This window comes from Cellulomonas sp. SLBN-39 (assembly GCF_006715865.1).
GTDB lineage: Bacteria > Actinomycetota > Actinomycetes > Actinomycetales > Cellulomonadaceae > Cellulomonas.
The window spans coordinates 516,913-536,361 of the sequence record NZ_VFOA01000001.1; the positions used below are offsets into that span (position 1 = coordinate 516,913).

Here is a 19,449-nt window from a genome sequence, read left to right on the forward strand (position 1 = left end):
AGGCTTCCCTTCGTGACTTCCGGACCGACGCTCCCCCTCGTCCCGCCGCGACGCCGGCCGGCGCCGCTCCTCGCGCGGGTGCTGCGCACGCAGCGGCTCACGCCGCACCTGGTGCGCGTGGTCCTCGGCGGGCCGGGCATGGCACCGTTCGGCACCCCGGAGCACGCGGACTCCTACGTCAAGCTGGGCTTCGCACCGTCGGGGCCGCGACCGCTCGGCGCCGACGGGCGGATCGACGTCGAGGCGCTGCGGGCGGCGCTGCCGGAGGGGGCGCAGGTGCGCCAGCGGGCGTACACGGTGCGGGCCTGGGACGCCGCGGCCCTCGAGCTGACGCTGGACCTCGTGGTGCACGGCGACGAGGGCCTCGCGGGGCCCTGGGCGGTGACCACGCAACCCGGTGACGAGGTCCTGGTCTACGGGCCCGGCGGGGCCTGGTCCCCGGACCCGGGCGCCGACGCGCACCTGCTGGCGGGGGACGCGAGCGCGCTGCCGGCCATCGCGGTCGGCCTGGAGCGCCTGCCGCGGGACGCGGCGGGGCTCGTGGTGGTCGAGGTGCACGGGCCTGCCGACGAGGTCGTGCTGGACGCCCCGGCGGGGGTGCGGGTGCTGTGGGTGCACCAGGGCGCTGCGGCCCCGGGCGCGGGCCTGGTCGCGGCGGTGCGCGCGTGGCCGTGGCCGGAGGGGCGGGTGGGCGCGTTCGTGCACGGCGAGGCGGGCGCGGTGAAGGACCTGCGTGGGTACCTGCGCGCCGAGCGGCAGGTCGCGCGCGCGGACCTGTCGATCTCCGGGTACTGGCGCCTCGGGGTCGACGACGAGGGCTGGCGCCGCACCAAGCGGGATTGGGCGCAGCAGATCGAGGACGCGGAGCAGGCCGCCGGCCTGGACTGAGGTCTCACCCGGACCGGGCGCTCAGCCGACGAGCGGCGCGCCCTCGGGGTGCCGGAAGAGCCGGCGCCGCTCCCGCAGCGCGAGCGCGGTGCCGAACGTGATCGGGCCGAGGCGCCCCACGAACATGAGCGCGACGAGCATGAGCTGGTGCGTGCCGTCGAGCTGGGCGGTGATGCCCGTCGACAGCCCGACGGTCGCGAACGCGGACACCACCTCGAAGAGGATGTCGGAGACGCCGAAGTCCGAGGTGGTCGACATGACGATCGTCGGGACCATGACGAGCGCGACGCCCAGCAGCGCGACCGCGAGCGCCTGCCGCTGCGACGTCGGTGTGATGCGCCGGTCGAAGACGGTGACGTCGGGGTCGCCGCGCAGCTCGGCCCAGATGACCGCGAGCAGCACCGCGAACGTCGTCATCTTGATGCCGCCCGCGGTGCCGGCGCTGCCGCCGCCGATGAACATGAGGACGTCGGTGGTCAGCAGGGTGCCCTCGTCGAGGGACGCCATGTCGAGGGAGTTGAACCCGGCGGTGCGGGGCATGACGCCGTGCACGAGCGCGTTGAGCAGCTTCTCCGAGAACGGCATGGGGCCGAGGGTGCCGGGGTTGCCCCACTCCCCCGCGAGCACGGCCAGGGTGCCGACGGGCACGAGCACGGCGGTCATCACGAGGGTGATGCGCGTGTGCAGGGACCAGCGCGACACGCGGCGGCGGGTGCGGAACAGCTCGAGCAGCACGGGGAAGCCGATCCCGCCGACGAGGACGGCGAGGACGAGCGGCAGGCACACCCACGGGTCGGCCTGGTACTGCACGAGGCTGTCGGCCGCGAGCCCGAACCCGGCGTTGTTGAACGCTGACGTCGCGTGGAACACGCCCCACCAGGTCGCGTCGCCGAGGTCCGCGCCGTAGGTGAGGACCTGCCGCGCGACGAGCACGAGCGCGACGCCCGTCTGCGTGAGGATCGTGATGACGCCCGCGCCGAGCAGGACGGTGCGCACGTCGCCCAGCCCGTCGCTGCGGGTGGCGACGGCCGCGGTGAGGCGGGACCGCAGGTCGAGCCGCCGCGAGAGCAGCAGGCCCAGCAGGGTGGCGAGGGTCATGATGCCGAAACCGCCGACCTGGATGAGCGCGAGGATCACGACCTGCCCGAAGCCGGACCACGCGGTGCCGGTGTCGACGACGACGAGCCCGGTGACGCACACCGCGGACGTCGCGGTGAACAGGGCCGCGAGCGGGCTGATCGTGACACCGTCGGCGTGCGCCGCGGGCAGCATGAGCAGCCCGGTGCCGATCAGCACGGCGAGGGCGAACCCGCCGACGACGAGACGTCCGGGTCGCCGCTGCCAGTCCCCGCGGGGGCGCCCGGCGGGCTGGCGCAGCGCGGGCAGGCGGGCCGCGGTGAAGCCGGGTCCGACCGTCACGTGCGCACCTCCGCCCGGGCGCACGGTGCGCACCGCCGCCCGGCAGTATGCGGTTCGCGACACCCCTCGGCCCGGTCCTGTCACCCGTCCGGGCGGAATCCTGACGGAACCCGGACGGGCGGCCGGTCCCGGCTCAGTCCGGTGGGGTCACGAGCAGGTCGTCCCAGCGGACGGTGGCGGGCCCGGTCGTGGTCGACGAGCTGAGGTAGGTCGTGAGCCGCACGCCGCCGGCCTGCTGGAGGCCTGCGGCGGTGTCGCTCGAGGTCCCCGACCAGGTGGTCGGCTCGGGCGTGCCGTCGAGCCACGCCCGGGTGCGCACCTGGGTGGGCGCGGTGCCCTGCACCTGGACGCGCACGCGCAGCCGGGCTCCCGGTGCGAGCGTCACGCCGGGGAGCGTGCCGCCGGCCAGGACGGTGCCGGACCGCTCGGTGTGCAGCTGCACGCCGCCGCCGGCGAGGAGCTTGACGCGTGCGCCGTAGTCCGCCAAGCCGACCACCCGGCCGGAGACGGTCGCGTACAGCGGGCCGTCCGAGGCCGCCGCGGGGGCGAGCACCACCTGCACGTCCGTGGCCGTCGCACCGGTGGACGCGAGCGTCGCGGTCAGCGTGGACCCCGCGGGGACCTGGACGACGCCCGCCCCGCCGTCGACCCCGAAGCGTGCGGCCGCGCCGCCGAGCGCCCACGGGCCGCCGACGTCGGCGGCGCCCCACCCGCCGACGAGGGTGCGCCCGAAGGCGTCCGCGGCCAGCGGCTGGTCCACCGGCGGCGGGGGCGGCGGGGGCGGAGGCGGAGGCGGGGGCGGCGGGGGTGTCCCGCCGACGGTCGTCACGACGAGGTCGTCCCAGTGCACCGTCAGCGCACCGCCGGTCGTCGCCGAGCCCGCGTACCCCGTGAGCCGGACCGTGCCGCCGGTCTGGAGCGCGGCGGTGGAGTCCGTCGACGTGCGCCACCACGTGGTCGGCTCGGCGGTGCCGACCTCCCACGCACGGACCCGCACGGTCGTGGGCGCGGTGCCCTCGACCTGCACGCGCACCCGCAGCCGCTCGCCCGCGGTCAGCGTGACCCCCGGCAGGGTGCCGCCGGCCAGCACCGTGCCCGACCGTGCCGTGTGCAGCTGCACGGCACCGGTGGGCAGCACCTTGACGCGCGCCGCGTAGTCCGCGGAGCCGACGACCCGCCCCGCCGCCGTGGCGTACACCGAGCCGGCCGCGAGCCGGTCCGCCGCGAACGTCGCGGTCAGGTCCGTGGACGTGGCGGACAGCCCGCCGAGCGTGGCGGTGACGGTGCCGCCGGGCGGCAGGCTCTGCCGCCCCGTGCCGGCGGCGACCGACGACCGGGCGGCCCCGCCCCCGACCGTCCAGGTCCCGCCGACGTCGGCGGTTCCCCACCCGCCGGTGACGGTCCGGCCGAAGGCGTCCGCGGCCAGCGGGCCGTCCGGCGGCGGGTCGCCCGTCATCGGGTAGGGCAGCGCGAACCGGCTGTCCGCGTCGGTCTCGTACCGGCCGAGCGTCGGGGAGTACGTGACGGCGCGGATCTCGTCGGCCGCCGGGTCGAACGTGTAGTACCGCAGCCAGCCGTCGCCGCCCCGCGCACGGTCCTGGTAGTCGGTGAGGACCGCGTGGACCGGCTGCCCGCACGCGTTGGTGTCGGTGCGACGGGCCTCGCCGAGGTCGCCCTCGCTGAAGTGGCCGCTGACGACGAGGAACACCGAGCAGCTCGGGCGCACGAGCTCGTCCCACAGGTCCTGACCGCTGTTGCCGCCGTCGGCGCGGGCCACCTGCCGGCTCAGCCCGCCGGCGAGGTCCGTGTAGGAGTGCGTCGCGAGGATCGCCCGACGGTCGGGGTACGCCGCCAGCACCCGACGCGCCCAGTCGACGGCCGCGTCGGACGGGTTGAGCTCGAGGCTGAGCAGCAGCAGGTCCATGCCGCCCGCGGTGAAGAGCGCGTAGGAGTCCATGTTCTGGCGGTCGACGGCGTCCGGCCCGTGGTTGCCCTGCCCCAGGTACCCGCCGTACGACGCCGCCGGACCGTTCCACGACGCCCCCGCGTACCGGCTCACCGGGAAGTGCTGCTGGTACAGCGGCGCCTGGCCGGTCGTGAGGTCCATGTCGTGGTTGCCCGGCAGGACGGCGTTCGGCACGCCCGCCGCGTCGAGCACCGCCATGTGCGTCGACGCCCGCTGCCACTGCACCGCGACCGTCTCGTCGCCGACGAGGTCACCCAGGTGTGCGACGAAGGCGATGTCCAGCGCGTCGCGCTGGTCCACCACCCACTGCGTCTGCGCACCCATGATCGCCTGGTTCGCCGACGTGCTCACGTAGTTCTGCGTGTCGGGGATCACCACGAACGTGAACGGCTCGGGGTCCGCGGCCGCCGCCGGGGCGACCGCGCCGAGGGGGACGAGCAGGAGCGCCGCCAGGACGGCTCCGACCCTCCGGGGCCTGCGTCGTCGGTCGCGCCGGGCGACCGTCGGTGCGACGGTGACGGGATGTGACGGCATGGCGCCTCCTCGCGTCACCGTCCAGTGGAACCCCGGGGACAAACCCTGTCAATCACCCGCAGACCCGGCACCCGCCGAGCGGGTGGCCGGCACACCGGGACGAGAACCCCGCCGTTCCCCGGACACGGCGCGCCCGCCGCCGCTATGGTCCCGTCCATGGGGGCCCCGCGACGTCGTCGCGCAGCGGTGCTGGTCGCTGCGCTCGTCCTGATCACCGGCTGCACGACGGGTGCGCCCGAGCCGCCGGACGTCACGTGCACCACCGATCCCGCGGAGCCCGTCGGCGCCGAGGAGGCCGCGGTGTGCCTGTACGAGGGGTGGGTCGCCACGGACGCCGCCCTCGTCGACGCGTACGGCGCGCCCGGCGTCACCGAGGAGCTGCCCGTGGCCGTGGACGACCCGCAGATGCGCTGGGGCGGCTGCGCGCAGCCCGGCGAGACGCCCGAGCCTGTCGTGTGCACGTGGACCGGTGCGTTCGGCAACGGCCAGGTGACGCTCGAGATGGCCGTGCAGGGCACCGACGCCGACGGCTACCGCGTCACCGAGGTGACCGTCGTCCGCTGAGCGGCCCCGCGGTGCCCCCGCCGGGGTTCGAACCCGGACTGGACCGGGTTTAAGCCGGTTGCCTCTGCCGGTTGGGCTACGGGGGCGCGGCGCCATCGTGCCAGGGCATGGCACCGCGCGGCCACGCCTCGCACCGGCCGTGGGCGGGGACGGCGACGGCGACGGCGACAGCCCCGCACCGGACCAGCTGGGCTGGTGGTGCGGGGCCGTCGGGCGTCGTGCGGGTCAGTCCTTCTTCGCGTGCGCGTCGGACTTCTCGGCGGGCGAGCCGGCCTCGGCCTTCTGCGGGGGCAGGGCCTCCTGCTTCGCGTCGGCCTTCGGCGCGGCGGCGGCCTGCTCGGCGGGCTTGTCCTCGCGCGGCTTCGGCGGCACGGACGCGGCGCGGAACTCCGCGCGCGGGTCGTGCAGCGAACCGAGCGCGACGACCTCGCGGCGCAGCAGCACCGACCCGGTCCAGCCGGCCATGATGCGCAGCTTGCGGTTCACCGTCGGCATCGCGAACACGTGGTACGTGCGGTGCAGGACCCAGGCGAAGAAGCCGCGGACCTTGATCTTGCCGAACATCTGCGCCACGCCCTTGTACATGCCGAGGGACGCGACGGCACCGACGTTGCGGTGCTTGTACTCGGTCGGCTCGGCCGAGCGCATGACGCGCGCCAGGTTGTCGCCGATGTGGTTGCCCTCGCGCAGCGCGTGCTGGGCGTTGGGCGGGCAGGTCATGCCCGGGTTGTACAGGTCGGGCACGGCGGCGCAGTCACCGGCGGCGAACACGTCGGGGACGACCTCGCCGTCCGCCGTGGTGACCTGCAGCTTGGCGTTGCAGATGACACGGCCCATCTTGTCCAGCGGCAGGTCCGAGTCCTGCAGCACCGGGTTGGCCTTGACGCCGGCGGTCCACACGATCGTCTCGGCGTCGAACTCCACACCGGTCGACAGGACGACGTGGCCGTCGACGCACGACGACAGGAACGTCGAGAGGTGGATCTCGATGTCGCGCTTGCGCAGGGTCTCGAGCGTGTAGCCGCCGAGCTCCTCCGACACCTCGGGGAGGATGCGCCGGCTGCCCTCGACGAGGACGAAGCGCATCTCCTCCTGCTCGATCTGCTTGTAGTGCCGCACGGCGTACCGGGCCATGTCCTCGACCTCGGCGAGGGCCTCGATGCCCGCGAAGCCACCGCCGACGAAGACGAACGTCAGCATCTTCTTGCGCAGCTCGGGGTCCCACGTGCTCGAGGCGACGTCGATGCGCCCGAGGATGTGGTTGCGGACGGCGATGGCCTCCTCGACGTTCTTGAAGCCGATCGCCTGCTCCGCCAGGCCCGGGATGGGCAGCGTGCGAGCCACCGAGCCGAGGCCGACCACGAGGTGGTCGTACGTCACCCAGTACGCCTCGCCCTCGATGGGCGTGATCTGCACGCGGCGCTTGGCGTGCTCGATCTGCGAGACGTGGCCCTGCAGCACGTCGACGCCCTTGAGCGCGCGACGGTGCGGGGCGACGACGTTGCGCGGGTCGATGGACCCGGCCGCGGCCTCGGGCAGGAACGGGGCGTACGTCATGTACGGCCGCGGGTCGACGACGACGATGGCCGCCTCGCGCTTGCCGAGCCGCTTGCGCAGCCGGCGCGCGGAGTACAGGCCGACCGTGCCGCCGCCGAGGACGAGCACGCGGGGGACCTTGCGCGGCTTGCCGGCGGGTGCCGGGGCGCTCGCTGCGGGGGCGTCGACCGACGCCGAGGACGACTGAGGCATGCCTCATACGGTAGACGCGCACGGGCGCGCGCGCCGCCCCCGGAGGCCGTGACGGCCAGCACACCGGGACCCCGTCCGCACCCGCGCAGGTCAGGGGGACGTCAGTCCTGCGGGGCCGGTCCCGCCTCGGCGTCCGCGAGCGCGACGGGCCGCCCCTCGACCCCGGCGTCGTCCCCGGGCGCCGGTGCGGGCAGCACGTGCGCGACCCGGACGGCGGTGATGCGCCGACGGTCGACCTCGCGCACCTCGATCCGCACGCGGGTCGCGGGCGGGCCGTCGTGCTCGTCGGCGACCTCGGTCGCCACGTCGACGCTGTCCCCGGGGCCGGGGATGCGGCCGAGCCGGGCCAGCACGTACCCGGCGACCGTCTCGTACGGCCCGTCGGGCAGCTCGACGCCGGTGCGGTCGCGGAACTCCTCGAGGGTGAGCCCCGCGTCGAGGTCCTCCTCGGTGCCGACCAGCGGTACGGGCACCACGTCGTACTCGTCGACGATGTCGCCGACGAGCTCCTCCAGCAGGTCCTCGAGGGTGACGATGCCGTCGGTGCCGCCGTACTCGTCGACGACGACGGCGATGTGCGCGCCCGTCCGGCGCATCGTCGACAGGGTGGGCAGCACCGCGTTGGTGCCGGGCAGCGACAGGATCGGGCGCGTCACGTCACCGACCGTCGTGCCGGAGACCTGCACGATGGCCTCGACGACGCCGCCCCCGCCGCGCGTGTCGGGGTCCGCGTCCGCGTCGGCCACGGCGGTGGCCACGGGGGCGATGAGGTCGCGCACGTGCACGAACCCGACGATGTCGTCGAAGTCCTCGCCCGTGACGGGGTACCGCGAGTACGGCAGCGTGCCGACGAGCCGCGCGGCCGTCGCGATCGGCGACGACGCCTCGAGGAACTGCACGTCGGCGCGCGGGCGCATGACCTCGACGAGCGACCGCTCCCCCGCGGAGAACACGTCGGCGATGAGCCGGCGCTCGTCCTCCGGCAGGTCCGGGTGGGTGCGCACGAGGTCGCGCAGCTCCTCGTCGCTGATCTGCTCGCCCGTGGCGCGCGGGTCGAGCCCGAGCAGGCGCACCACGCCGTCGGTGGAGACGGACAGCAGCCACACCACCGGGCGCATGAGCGCCGCGAACCTGTCCAGCGGCGGCGCGACCCACAGCGCGACCCGCGCCGACTGCTGCATCGCGATGCGCTTGGGCGCGAGCTCGCCGAGCACCAGCGACAGGTACGCGATGACGAGCGTCAGCAGCACCAGCGCCACGCCCTCGGCCGTGCCCTGCGCGAGCCCGAGGTCGACGAGCAGCGGCGCGACCGACGGTGCGAGCGTCGACGCGCCGAACGCCGCGGAGAAGAACCCCGCGACGGTCACGCCGATCTGCACGGCGGCCAGGAACCGGTTGGGGTTCCGCGCGACCGAGGCGACCCGGGCACCACGGGTGGACTGCTTCTCGATCTGCACGAGCTGGGACTCGCGCAGCGACACCAGCGCGAGCTCGGTGCCGGCGAACACGCCGCCGACGAGGATGAACAGCAGGACGAGGCCGATGTCGGCCCAGATGTCGGCGGTCATGGATCGTGTCCTCACAAGGATCGCGGTCCACCAGATCCTAAGCGTCTGCCCGGACACCCGCCCGGCAGCGCCCGGGACGAGAGGCAGCCCCGGCCGCACGCCTCAGGGGCGGACGGCCGGGGCTGCGTCGTTCAGGGGGCGACCTGCGCGCCGCCGTCGGCCTGCGCGTCCGCGTCAGCGGTCCCGTCCGGGCCGGCCGCGCCGGTGGCCGGGACGATGCTGGGCGCCTTCTCGAACGGGAACGGCGGCGTGCGCGGCGCCCACTCGGGCGGGGCCTCGCCGAGGAGGTCGGGGACGAGCTCGTCGCTCGGCCAGCCCGTCAGCGGGTAGACGTTCCACCGCTCGCGCCCCTCGACGTCCGTCGCGCCGGAGAACCGCCAGGCCTCGGCCAGATCGGGGCGGGACCACAGCGTCTCGGTGTCGAAGACGGTCCGCACCGGACGGCCCCGGTCGTCGTAGATCTGCACGTCCTCCAGAGGGAACCCGTCGGAGTCGTAGACGAAGAGGTTGCTCACCGGCATTCCGTCGACGACCACGCCGTCCATCGGCTCGGGATCCGAGCGCACGGTGACGACGGTGGTGCCGACGTCAGCGGCGGCGAGCCGCTCCTGGTAGCGGTTGACGTACCCCGCGACGGGGTACGAGACGACGAGGGTCACGACCGTCAGCATCGCGACGAGCGGCGCAGCGCGACGTCCGGACAACCACCGGCCGCGCCCCACCTGCACACTCGCCCCCACGCAGAGGAGCACCATCACGGCGCCCAGCCCCGTCGTCGGCCACCAACCGGGCGTCACCACGGCCGGCCCCAGCGCCCATCCGGTCACCTGGAAGACCACCCAGCCCCGCACGACCCACATCAGAGGCCGCAGAGCCGCCGAGGTCTCGGCGACGGCGGGCCACCAGGGCCGACGACGCACCCCTGCCAGGTCCTGCCTCACCGCGGCACGCAGCGCACCGAACCGGGCCTTCGCTCCCCCGCGGCGCGGGACGGCATCCACACCCGCTGCGGCGCGCAGCTCGGCGGCGTAGGCGGCCGGCTCGCCGAACTCCTCGACGAGGTCCGCACCGTGGGGGCGCAGGTCGTCGGCGAGCGCGTCGGTCAGGTTGGCCTCGAGCCCGTCGGTCAGCTCCTCGACCTGCTCGGGCCCGAGATCGGCCAGCTCGGCGCGGACGGCGGCGGCGTAGGCCGCCACGCTCCGCGCGACCGGCACGTCCGTGGTGCTGCTCACTGCGCTCCCCCTTCGCCGAGCAGGCGCGCCATGGTGCCGGCGAACTCCTGCCAGTCCTTGCGCTGCGTGGCCAGCACGGCCCGCCCCTGCGCGTTGATGCCGTAGTACTTGCGGTGCGGGCCCTCGTCGCTGGGCACGACGTACGACGTCAGGGCCCCCGACGCGTACAGGCGGCGCAGCGTGCCGTACACGGACGCGTCACCCACCTCCTCGATGCCGGCGGCGCGCAGCCGCCGGACCACGTCGTACCCGTACCCGTCCTCGCGCTCGACGACCGCGAGGACGGCGAGGTCGAGCACCCCCTTGAGCAGCTGCGTGGTGTCCATGCGCCCTCCCGGCGTCGGCGCCCGGCCCGGGCGCGGCCAGGACGCCGGTGCCCGCCACGCTCCCGCGCCGGGCACCGGTGCCACCGGCGGAGCGGTCACCCCTCCAGCGACCGCACGGTGCACACTACTCCGCACTCCGCACTACCGTCCAGAGCGGAATGCCTGTCCGCAGAGAGCACGCCTCGGACGACGAAGGTGCGCGTGCTCCCGCGGCTCGCAGGACCACGCGCACCTCGTCGGGAGCGCGACAGGGGTGGGTCAGGCGGTGAGGCTCCAGGCGATGCCGTCGAGGATGTCGTGCTCGCTCGTCACCACGTACGTCAGCTCCCCGCCCGACGCGGCGACCTCGGCCCGCACGCGCGCGACCACCTCGTGCCACACCAGGGCACCGGCGCCGATGACGTCGACCCGCCCCGGGTGCAGGTACGGCATCGCGGCGCGGCGCTCGCGGGACGCCGCGAGCATGTCGGTGCACGACGCGAGGACCTCGTCGACCGTCAGCACCGCCCCGTCGATGCGCTCGCGCTGGTAGGCCGGCAGGCCGAGGGCGTGCGCGGTCAGCGTCGTGACCGAACCGGCGAGGCCGACGAGCGTCACCGTGCGGCCCAGCGGGACGACCGCCGCCGCCGCGTCGAGCGCCGTCCGCACGTCGGCCGTCGCAGCCTCGACCTGTGCGGCCGTGGGCGGGTCGTCGTGCAGGTGCCGCTCCGTCAGGCGCACCGACCCGACGTCCATCGACACCGCCGCGTCCGGCGCCTGCGTGCCCAGCACCAGCTCGGTCGAGCCGCCGCCGAGGTCCACGACGAGGAACGGGCCCGGCAGGCGCGCCGCGAGCACGCCCGTGGCGCCGCGGAACGACAGCCGCGCCTCCTCCTCGCCGTCGACGACCTCGGGCTCCACACCCAGCGCGGCCCGCACGCCGTCGACGAAGACGTCCCGGTTCTGCGCGTCGCGCGTCGCCGACGTGGCGACGAACCGGACGGCCTCGACGCCCAGCTCCTGGCAGGTCGCGTGGTACTCGCGCGCCATGGCGAGGGTGCGCTCCAGCGCCTCCGGGGCCAACCGCCCCGTGCGGTCGACGCCCTGGCCCAGCCGCACCACGTCGGCGCGCCGCACGTGGTCGACGAGCGTGCCGCTCGCGGGGTCGACGTCCGCGACGAGCAGACGGATGGAGTTGGTCCCGCAGTCGATGGCAGCCACACGCGTCACCGGCACATCGTGCCATCGCCGGCCCCCGCCTCCCGCCCGCGGTCCGCCGCCGCGCCCGGTGCCCGGCCCGCCGAGCGCCTCGTCAGCAGGTGCAGCGGTCGGGGCTCCACCGGTCCGCGACCAGCGCCAGCGTCTCGTCGCCGAACGGGCTGACGCCGGGCCCCGCGGCCAGCGCGTGCGCGACCAGCACGTGCAGGCACTTGACCCGGTGCGGCATGCCGCCGGCCGAGATGCCCGCGATCTCCGGCACGTCGCCGAGCTCGGCCCGGTCCGCCAGGTACGCCTCGTGCGCGCGCCGGTGCGCGTCCGCGAGCGCGGGGTCCTCGGCCAGCCGTGCCGTCATCTCCTTCATCGCCCCGGTCGCCTCGACCGAGCTGACGGCCGCGACGGCCTGCGGCGACGTGAGGTAGTACGTCGTCGGGAAGGGCGTGCCGTCGTCGAGGCGCGGCGCCGTGCGCACCACGAGCGGCCGCCCGCACACGCACCGGGCCGCCACGGCCACCAGCCCGCGCGGCACCCGGCCGAGCTGCTCGGCCAGGACCGCCCGGTCGGCATCGGTCACGGCCGCGGGCCCGTCGGTCGCGGGCACGACCGGCGGCGGCGTCCGGTCGGCGGCCGTCAGTCCGGGGGTGTCACGGTGCGCGGTCGGGTCGGCGACGGGCGGCACGGCGGCAGGCGTGGGGTCGGGCACGTGCCCATTGTCGCAAGGGCGGACCGGGACGGCGGACGCCGGCAGGCCCTGCCGGGCCGAGGGCAGGACTCAGCCGTCGGACGCGGGCGCCGTGGCGTCCGGGTCCTCGCCCGTCGTCGGGCCCGTCGGGTCGGCCGTGTCCTGCCCGACCTCCATCTCCCCCGCCATCTCGACCGACTCCCACACCGTGGCGTACCAGGGCGACGTCGAGCCGCCGGCCTCGGGCGTCACCGCGCCCTCGGCGGCCGGCTCCTCCTCGACGACGGCGTCGGGGTCGACGACGAGGAACGCCGTCTCGCCCGGCATGACGAACGACAGCCGCTCGCGCGCCTGCGCCGTCACGTACGCGGGGTCGTCCCAGCGCTCGAGCTCGGCGCGCAGGTCCTCGTTGGTCTCCACCGCCGCGGCGTGCTCGCTGCGCAGCGCCTGCAGCTCGGCCCGGTGCTGCAGGTACGTGGTCAGCGTGGGGTAGACCAGCACGAACGCGAGCAGCACGACGAGCGTGAGCACCATCGCGCGGACCGTGAACATGCGCGGCACCCGCACCTGCGAGCGCTCGGCACGCGGGGTGCCGCGCGGCGGCGTGGGCGTGCGCGAGCCCGACCGTCCCGCCGGACGCGCCGACGCAGCCCGGCCGCGCTCCCCCGGCACCGCCTGCGGCACGGCACCCGAGCGCGGCGCGGGCGGGCGTCCGGCGCGAGCCGCCGGGCCGGACGCCGGGGTGCGGGACGTCGACGTGCGGGGCGTGGCACCGGTGCGGGGGGCCGAGGACGTCCGCGGCGCGGCCGGGGTGCGCGGTGCGGCGGCGGGGGTCCGCGGTGCCGCCGGGGTCCCCGACGTCGGAGTGCGGGGTGCGGGCGTCCGCGGCGCCGCGGGGCGCTTGCCGGCCGGGCGCCCGCCACGGCCCGTCTGCGGGGTGCCGGACGCGGGGGTCGCGTCGCGCCCCGGTCGTCGACCGGACGCCCCGGGCGAGGGCGGGCGGCGCGCGGCGGACGACATGGCGTCGATTCTGCCCGCCAGGTGCACGATCGGCGCGGACGACGGGGCCGCGCGCGTCGGTCTGCACAAGGTCGTCACGACCCCCGCCGGCCGCCGGCGCGAGCCCGGGCGCGCCGACGCCCGGCCCACCAGGGGTGGACCGGGCGTCGGTGGCGGTCAGGCGCGGGGCCCGACCGGCAGGCGTGTCAGGCCTGGAAGCGCGGGAAGGCGCTCGCACCGGCGTAGATGCCGGCGTCGTCGAGCTCCTCCTCGATCCGCAGGAGCTGGTTGTACTTGTTGATGCGCTCGCCACGGGCGGGGGCACCGGTCTTGATCTGGCCGGCGTTCGTCGCGACCGACAGGTCGGCGATCGTCGTGTCCTCGGTCTCGCCGGAGCGGTGCGAGGTCATCGTCGTGAAGCCGGAGCGCTGCGCGAGCGTCACCGCGTCGAGCGTCTCGGTGAGCGTGCCGATCTGGTTGAGCTTGACCAGCAGCGAGTTGGCCGACTTCAGGGCGATGCCCTTGGCGAGGCGCTCGGGGTTGGTGACGAACAGGTCGTCACCGACGATCTGCACCTTGTCGCCGACCTTGCCGACGAGCGAGGACCACGAGTCCCACTCGTCCTCGGACAGCGGGTCCTCGATGGAGACCAGCGGGTAGTCCGCCACGAGCTGCTCGTAGAACGCGATCATCTCCTCGGGCGTCTTGGCGACACCCTCGAACTGGTACGCGCCGTCCTTGAAGAACTCGGTCGCGGCCACGTCGAGCGCCAGCGCGACGTCGGTGCCGGGCACGAAGCCGGCCTTCTCGATCGCGATGAGGATGAGGTCGAGCGCCTCACGGTTGGAGCCGAGGTTCGGCGCGAAGCCGCCCTCGTCGCCCAGACCGGTCGCCAGGCCCTTGCTCTTCAGCACGGACTTCAGCGAGTGGTAGACCTCGGTGCCGGTGCGCAGCGCCTCGCGGAACGTCGTGGCGCCGATGGGGGCGACCATGAACTCCTGGATGTCGACGTTCGAGTCCGCGTGCGACCCGCCGTTGAGGATGTTCATCATCGGCACGGGCAGCACGTGCGCGTTGGGGCCGCCGACGTAGCGGAACAGCGGCAGGTCGGCCGAGTCGGCCGCGGCCTTGGCGACCGCGAGCGAGACGCCCAGGATCGCGTTGGCGCCGAGCTTGCCCTTGTTCGGCGTGCCGTCGAGCTCGATGAGCGCGGCGTCGACGAGACGCTGGTCGCTGGCCTCGAAGCCGATGAGCTCGGGGGCGATCTCGTCGATGACGGCGTTGACCGCGCCCTCGACGCCCTTGCCGCCGTAGCGGGGCTTGTCGGAGTCGCGACGCTCGACGGCCTCGAACGCACCGGTGGACGCGCCCGAGGGGACGGCCGCACGGGCGATCGTGCCGTCGTCGAGGGCGACCTCGACCTCAACGGTGGGGTTGCCGCGCGAGTCCAGGATCTCGCGGGCGCCGACGGCCTCGATGGTGGCCATGGTGCTCCTTCGACAGACGGGTGGGTATGCACCCACAGCCTAGACCGGTCCCGACCCCCGGGCCGGGGGACCTTCGACCAGCGGACGGACGCCGGTGATCAGGCACGACAGCACCCGGACCCGTGGCGCTCCCCCGGCCGCGCGGGCAGCGCGGCGTGGCACGATGCGGACGTGCGCGTGCTCGGTCCGGCGGCCCTCGACGTGCTGGTCGCGCGCCTGCGCGCCGCCGGCTGCGTGTTCGCCGAGGAGGAGGCCGCGCTGCTCGTCGACGAGGCCGCCCACCCGGACGCGCTCGAGGCGATGACGGTGCGGCGCGTCGGCGGCGAGCCGCTGGAGACCGTCCTGGGCTGGGTCGCGTTCTGCCGGCGGCGGGTGGGCGTCGGGCCGGGCGTGTTCGTGCCGCGGAGGCGCACCGAGCTGCTGGCGCGCACGGCCGTCGACCTCGCGCGCGCCGCCGGCCGGGACGGCCGCTCCCCCGTCGTCGTCGAGCTGTGCTGCGGCGTCGGCGCGGTCGCGGCCGTCATGGCGCAGGACGTGCCCGGCGCCCTCGTGCACGCCGCCGACGTCGACCCCGTCGCGGTCGCGTGGGCGGCCCGCAACCTCGGCCGTGCGGGCCACGCGCACGTCGGGGACCTGTTCGGGGCGCTGCCCGCGGCGCTGCGGGGCCGGGTGGACGTGCTGGTCGCCAACGCCCCGTACGTGCCCACGGCCGCGGTGGCGACCATGCCCGTGGAGTCCCGCGCGCACGAGCCGCTCGTCGCCGTCGACGGCGGTGCCGACGGGCTGGACGTGCAGCGCCGCCTGCTCGCCGGGGCGCCGGCGTGGGTGCGGCCCGGCGGCTGCGTCGTCGTCGAGACCAGCCTCGACCAGTCGCCCCGGACCGCGGCCGCCTGCCCGCCGGGGTGGACCACGCGGGTGCTGCGGGACGACGACGTCGACGGCACGGCGGTCGTGGCGACGCGGCCGGCCTGACGCGGACGGGACCGGCCGAGCCGGGACGGGACCGGCCGGAGCCGGACGCGGCCGTGCCCGGACCCCGCGGGAGGGCCCGGGCACGAGGGAGGTGGCCGCGTCAGCCGGTCGTGCAGGTGGTGCCGTTCAGCGTGAACGCCGTGGGCCGGGGGTTGGTGCCGGGGTGGGCGCCGTTGAAGCCGACGTCGACGCTCGCGCCCGCGGCCAGGCGGGCGTTCCACGGCGCGTGGGTCGCGGTGACGACCGCGCCCTGCTGCGACCACGTCGCACTCCACCCCTGGGTGAGGGTCTGGCCGCCGGGGAACGTGAACCGCAGCGTCCAGCCGTCCAGCGGCGCGGCGCCCGTGTTGGTGACGCGCACGCCGGCGGTGAAGCCGGTGTTCCAGTCGCTCGTCGTGTAGACGACCCGGCAGGCGGCGCCCACGGTGGGCGTCGGGCTCGGCGTGGGCGTCGGCGTCACCGTCGGCGTGGGCGTCGGCGTCACCGTCGGCGTGGGCGTCGGCGTCACCGTCGGCGTGGGCGTCGGGGGCACGGTCGGCGTCGGCGTGACAGTCGGTGTTGGGGTCGGCGTCACCGTCGGGGTCGGCGTCGGGGTCGTCCCGATGCGCGACGGGTCGACGACGCCCCAGAACGCGGGCTTGGCCTGCAGCTGCCCGTCGAACAGCAGCGGTGCGGCACCGGCGCGCAGCCACGTGCGCGAGTCCTCCAGCCCCCACACCGTCACGGACTCCAGCGACGACGCGTGCCGCTCGAGCATCGCGAACATGTCGCGGTAGTAGTACGCCTGCTGCAGCAGCCGGTCGGCGGGCGGCGCCGTCCAGGACTCCCCCGCGTTCAGGTACGTCGAGACGTCGAGCTCGGTGACGGCCTGCGTCACGGGCAGCGCCTCGAACGCGGTGATCGTGGCCTCGGCCATCGAGATCGAGCGCCCCACCTCGACGTGCAGCTGGTGCCCCACCCCGTCGACGGGCACGCCCTGCGCGAGCAGGTCGGTCACCAGCCGCAGGTACGGGGCGCGCTTGTTCGGGTACTCGGTGTTGTAGTCGTTGATGAACAGCAGCACCTCGGGGCCGAACGCGTCGCGGGCGTAACGGAACGCGTCGGCGATGTACGACGGGCCGAGCACGCGGTACCACTCAGAGCGCCGCAGGCCGTCGGCCTGCCCCTCGTCGATGACCTCGTTGACCACGTCGAACGCGAAGATCGGGTTGCCGGGCGTGCCGAACTCGCCGTACTGCGTGCGGTAGTGGGTGGCGACGGCCTCGATGTGGGTGCGCAGCCGCTGCCGCAGCAGGGCCTGGTCGGCGGCGCTCGTCGTCAGGGCCGTGCCGTCGGCGCGCCGGAAGAACCACGCCGGGGTCTGCTGGTGCCACAGCAGCGTGTGGCCGTAGACGCGCATGTCGTGCTCGAGCGCCCAGTCGACGAGCCCGTCGGCGGCCGCGAACGTGAACGTGCCCTCGGTGGGCTGCACGGCGTCGGGCTTCATCTGGTTGCCGGGCGTGATCTGCACCGCGTGGTGCGCGAGCAGCTCGCCGCGGCCCGCGAGGGTGTCGGGCGGCTCGACGGCGATGCCGAACGGGAACGACCCGGCCAGGTGCTGCGCGAGCGACGGCAGGGTGAGGTCGGGGGTGTGCCGCACGCCGGTGACGCGCACGTCGTCGACGAGCAGGTCGGTCAGGGACGTCGTGGACTCGACGTAGAGCTGCACCGTGTCGAACGGCCCGGGCGTGTACGTCGCGACGACCTGCCGCCATGCGCCGTTCGTCACGCCGGTGACGGTCGCGATCGTCTCGTAGGACGCCACGCCGGCGTTGTCGCGCTGCGCGGAGACCCGCAGGTCGGCGTACCCGGAGCCCGTCGACGGGAGCTTCAGCCAGAGCTCGACCGTGTACGTGGTGCCCGGCTCGACGACGTCCGTCAGCGGGACCGTCGCACCGTTCCAGGACGCGGTGCGCCCGGTGACGAGCAGGCTCCGGGTGCCGCGCGGACCGTCGGCGGTGGTGAGCGTCGCCTGCGCGGCTCCCCGGGGCCCCCAGCCGCCGAGGCCGGTCTCGAAGTCGCTGCTGTGCACCAGCACGGGCTCGGCGCCCCGGGCCGGGGCCGCCGTCGGGACCACGAGGGCGACGGTGACGACGAGCGCTGCGACGAGCAGCGCCGCGAGCACGGCCCGCGGGGCGGCGGCGACCGACCGCCCTCCGCGCGACGGTGCGGGCGGCAGGGCGGGCCGCAGGGCGGCAGGTGCGGCCGACGGCCGGGTGGGACGAGGCATGGCGCCAGCGCTCCTTCGCGACGGGCAGGGCCGGCCACGTCGGCCGCCCGGCCGCACGCTAGGGGTGTCGCCCGCGGGCCGACCACGGGTGAAGCGTTTCGGATGCCGGGCCGCCCGGACCGACGGACCGGCTGGTGGCCCCGGCCACGCACGACGACGCCCGCCGCACCTGCCCCCAGGGGCGGTGCGGCGGGCGCGGGCGGGGTCAGGCGCCGAGCGGGGCGACGATGTGCTCGACCTGCTCCTTCGCGTCGCCGAACAGCATGGCGGTGTTCTCGCGGAAGAACAGCGGGTTCTGCACGCCGGCGTACCCGGTGGCCATCGACCGCTTGAACACGATCACCTGCTTGGCGTTCCAGACCTCCAGCACGGGCATGCCGGCGATCGGCGAGGACGGGTCGTCCAGCGCGGCGGGGTTCACGGTGTCGTTCGCGCCGATGACGAGGACGACGTCGGTCTGCGCGAAGTCCGCGTTGATCTCGTCCATCTCGAGCACGATGTCGTACGGCACCTTGGCCTCGGCGAGCAGCACGTTCATGTGCCCGGGCAGGCGGCCGGCGACGGGGTGCACGGCGAACCGCACGTCGACGCCCTGCGCACGGAGCTTGGCGGTGAGGTCGGCGACGGGGTACTGGGCCTTGGCGACCGCCATGCCGTAGCCGGGCGTGATGATGACCGTGCGGGCGCCGCGGAGCATCTCGGCGACCTCGGCGGCCTGCACCTCGCGGTGCTCGCCGTAGTCGTGGTCGCCGGCGGCCACCGTGCCGCCCTCGGCGCCGAAGCCGCCGAGGATGACCGAGACGAACGAGCGGTTCATGGCCCGGCACATGATGTACGACAGGATCGCGCCGGAGGACCCGACGAGGGCGCCGACGATGATGAGCAGGTCGTTGCTCAGCATGAAGCCCGCCGCGGCCGCCGCCCACCCGGAGTACGAGTTGAGCATCGACACCACGACCGGCATGTCGCCGCCGCCGATCGAGGCGACGAGGTGCCAGCCCAGCGCCAGCGCGACCACGGTCATGAGCACGAGCGGCACGACGGAGTGCGCGGCGAGGAACCACGCGAGCAGACCGCCGGACGCGACGACGGCGCCGAGGTTCAGCCAGTTGCGGCCGGGCAGCATGAGCGGGGCCGACCGCAGGCGGGCGGACAGCTTGAGGAACGCCACGATCGAGCCCGTGAACGTCACGGCCCCGATGAGGACGCCGAGGAACACCTCGACGAGGTGCACCGCGTCGGGCTCCTCGGTGAGGAACGAGTTGTAGCCGACTAGCACGGCGGCCAGTCCGACGAACGAGTGCAGGATCGCGATCATCTCGGGCATCTGCGTCATCTCGACGGACCGTGCCCGCCAGATGCCGGCGACCGCGCCGATCGCCAGGGCCATGGCGATGAGCAGCAGCGTCACCACGGGGCTGCGCTCGGACAGGTCGGTCGCGAGCGCGACCGTCGCCAGCAGGGCCAGGCCCATGCCCGCCATCCCGAAGAGGTTGCCGCGGCGGGCGGTCTCCTGCTTGCTCAGCCCCGCGAGGCTGAGGATGAACAGCACGGCGGCGACCAGGTACACGGCCTGCGCCAGGGACGTCAGCACGGC

The 19,449-nt window shown here is 75.1% G+C and carries 15 protein-coding genes and 1 tRNA gene; 3 read left to right on the forward strand and 13 right to left on the reverse strand.

Going from position 1 to position 19,449, the window contains the following annotated elements:
* Positions 1-12: 12 nt before the first annotated feature.
* Entirely contained in the window at positions 13-888 is an 876-nt protein-coding gene (locus FBY24_RS02285; RefSeq protein ID WP_255432172.1) for a siderophore-interacting protein, read from the forward strand.
* A gap of 21 nt (positions 889-909) precedes the next feature.
* On the opposite strand, the gene FBY24_RS02290 is transcribed toward FBY24_RS02285, so the two are convergent.
* Positions 910-2,307, reverse strand: coding sequence for a TrkH family potassium uptake protein (locus FBY24_RS02290; protein WP_255432173.1), 1,398 nt, complete (start codon positions 2,305-2,307; stop codon positions 910-912).
* A 133-nt stretch (positions 2,308-2,440) separates the two neighbouring features.
* The gene (locus FBY24_RS02295; RefSeq protein WP_142157701.1) at positions 2,441-4,807 is read right to left on the reverse strand and encodes a metallophosphoesterase; all 2,367 of its coding nucleotides are present in this window, start codon (positions 4,805-4,807) and stop codon (positions 2,441-2,443) included.
* Between the two features lie 156 nt (positions 4,808-4,963).
* Here FBY24_RS02295 and FBY24_RS02300 point away from each other — a divergent pair, with 156 nt between their 5' ends.
* Positions 4,964-5,371: a hypothetical protein gene (locus tag FBY24_RS02300; RefSeq protein WP_142157703.1), complete on the forward strand. Its 408-nt coding sequence runs from the start codon at positions 4,964-4,966 to the stop codon at positions 5,369-5,371.
* Between the two features lie 12 nt (positions 5,372-5,383).
* Here FBY24_RS02300 and FBY24_RS02305 read toward each other — a convergent pair.
* The 9 genes from FBY24_RS02305 to eno all read right to left on the reverse strand — a co-directional run bounded on the left by FBY24_RS02305 (position 5,384) and on the right by eno (position 14,611).
* A tRNA-Leu gene (locus FBY24_RS02305) sits at positions 5,384-5,457 on the reverse strand.
* A 139-nt stretch (positions 5,458-5,596) separates the two neighbouring features.
* A complete protein-coding gene (locus FBY24_RS02310) occupies positions 5,597-7,120 on the reverse strand; it encodes an NAD(P)/FAD-dependent oxidoreductase (RefSeq protein ID WP_142157705.1) in 1,524 nt (507 codons plus the stop codon).
* A gap of 101 nt (positions 7,121-7,221) precedes the next feature.
* Positions 7,222-8,688 carry a hemolysin family protein gene (locus FBY24_RS02315; protein WP_142157707.1) on the reverse strand — a complete coding sequence of 489 codons (1,467 nt, stop codon included), beginning with the start codon at positions 8,686-8,688 and terminating at the stop codon, positions 7,222-7,224.
* A 131-nt stretch (positions 8,689-8,819) separates the two neighbouring features.
* Complete coding sequence (locus tag FBY24_RS02320) at positions 8,820-9,920, reverse strand: hypothetical protein (RefSeq protein WP_142157710.1); 1,101 nt, start codon at positions 9,918-9,920, stop codon at positions 8,820-8,822.
* Positions 9,917-10,246 (reverse strand): PadR family transcriptional regulator, encoded by a 330-nt coding sequence (locus FBY24_RS02325; RefSeq protein WP_140459808.1) that lies wholly within the window; start codon positions 10,244-10,246, stop codon positions 9,917-9,919. The genes FBY24_RS02320 and FBY24_RS02325 overlap by 4 nt, the downstream gene beginning before the upstream one ends.
* 258 nt (positions 10,247-10,504) lie before the next feature.
* Positions 10,505-11,455 (reverse strand): Ppx/GppA phosphatase family protein, encoded by a 951-nt coding sequence (locus tag FBY24_RS02330; RefSeq protein ID WP_142157712.1) that lies wholly within the window; start codon positions 11,453-11,455, stop codon positions 10,505-10,507.
* Positions 11,456-11,537: 82 nt separating this feature from the next.
* Positions 11,538-12,077 carry a DUF501 domain-containing protein gene (locus FBY24_RS02335; protein ID WP_142163085.1) on the reverse strand — a complete coding sequence of 180 codons (540 nt, stop codon included), beginning with the start codon at positions 12,075-12,077 and terminating at the stop codon, positions 11,538-11,540.
* 138 nt (positions 12,078-12,215) lie between these two features.
* Positions 12,216-12,677, reverse strand: coding sequence for a septum formation initiator family protein (locus tag FBY24_RS02340; RefSeq protein ID WP_142157714.1), 462 nt, complete (start codon positions 12,675-12,677; stop codon positions 12,216-12,218).
* Between the two features lie 653 nt (positions 12,678-13,330).
* Positions 13,331-14,611, reverse strand: a complete 1,281-nt coding sequence (eno, locus tag FBY24_RS02345; protein ID WP_142157716.1) for a phosphopyruvate hydratase — start codon at positions 14,609-14,611, stop codon at positions 13,331-13,333.
* A 171-nt stretch (positions 14,612-14,782) separates the two neighbouring features.
* Between eno and FBY24_RS02350 the strand changes: the two genes are divergently transcribed.
* Positions 14,783-15,583 (forward strand): putative protein N(5)-glutamine methyltransferase, encoded by an 801-nt coding sequence (locus tag FBY24_RS02350; RefSeq protein ID WP_255432174.1) that lies wholly within the window; start codon positions 14,783-14,785, stop codon positions 15,581-15,583.
* A 100-nt stretch (positions 15,584-15,683) separates the two neighbouring features.
* Here FBY24_RS02350 and FBY24_RS02355 read toward each other — a convergent pair whose 3' ends face one another.
* Both FBY24_RS02355 and pntB read right to left on the reverse strand, forming a co-directional pair.
* Positions 15,684-17,852, reverse strand: a complete 2,169-nt coding sequence (locus FBY24_RS02355) for an endo-1,4-beta-xylanase (RefSeq protein ID WP_142157718.1) — start codon at positions 17,850-17,852, stop codon at positions 15,684-15,686.
* A 205-nt stretch (positions 17,853-18,057) separates the two neighbouring features.
* Entirely contained in the window at positions 18,058-19,446 is a 1,389-nt protein-coding gene (gene pntB / locus FBY24_RS02360) for a Re/Si-specific NAD(P)(+) transhydrogenase subunit beta (RefSeq protein WP_142157720.1), read from the reverse strand.
* Positions 19,447-19,449 lie beyond the last annotated feature (3 nt).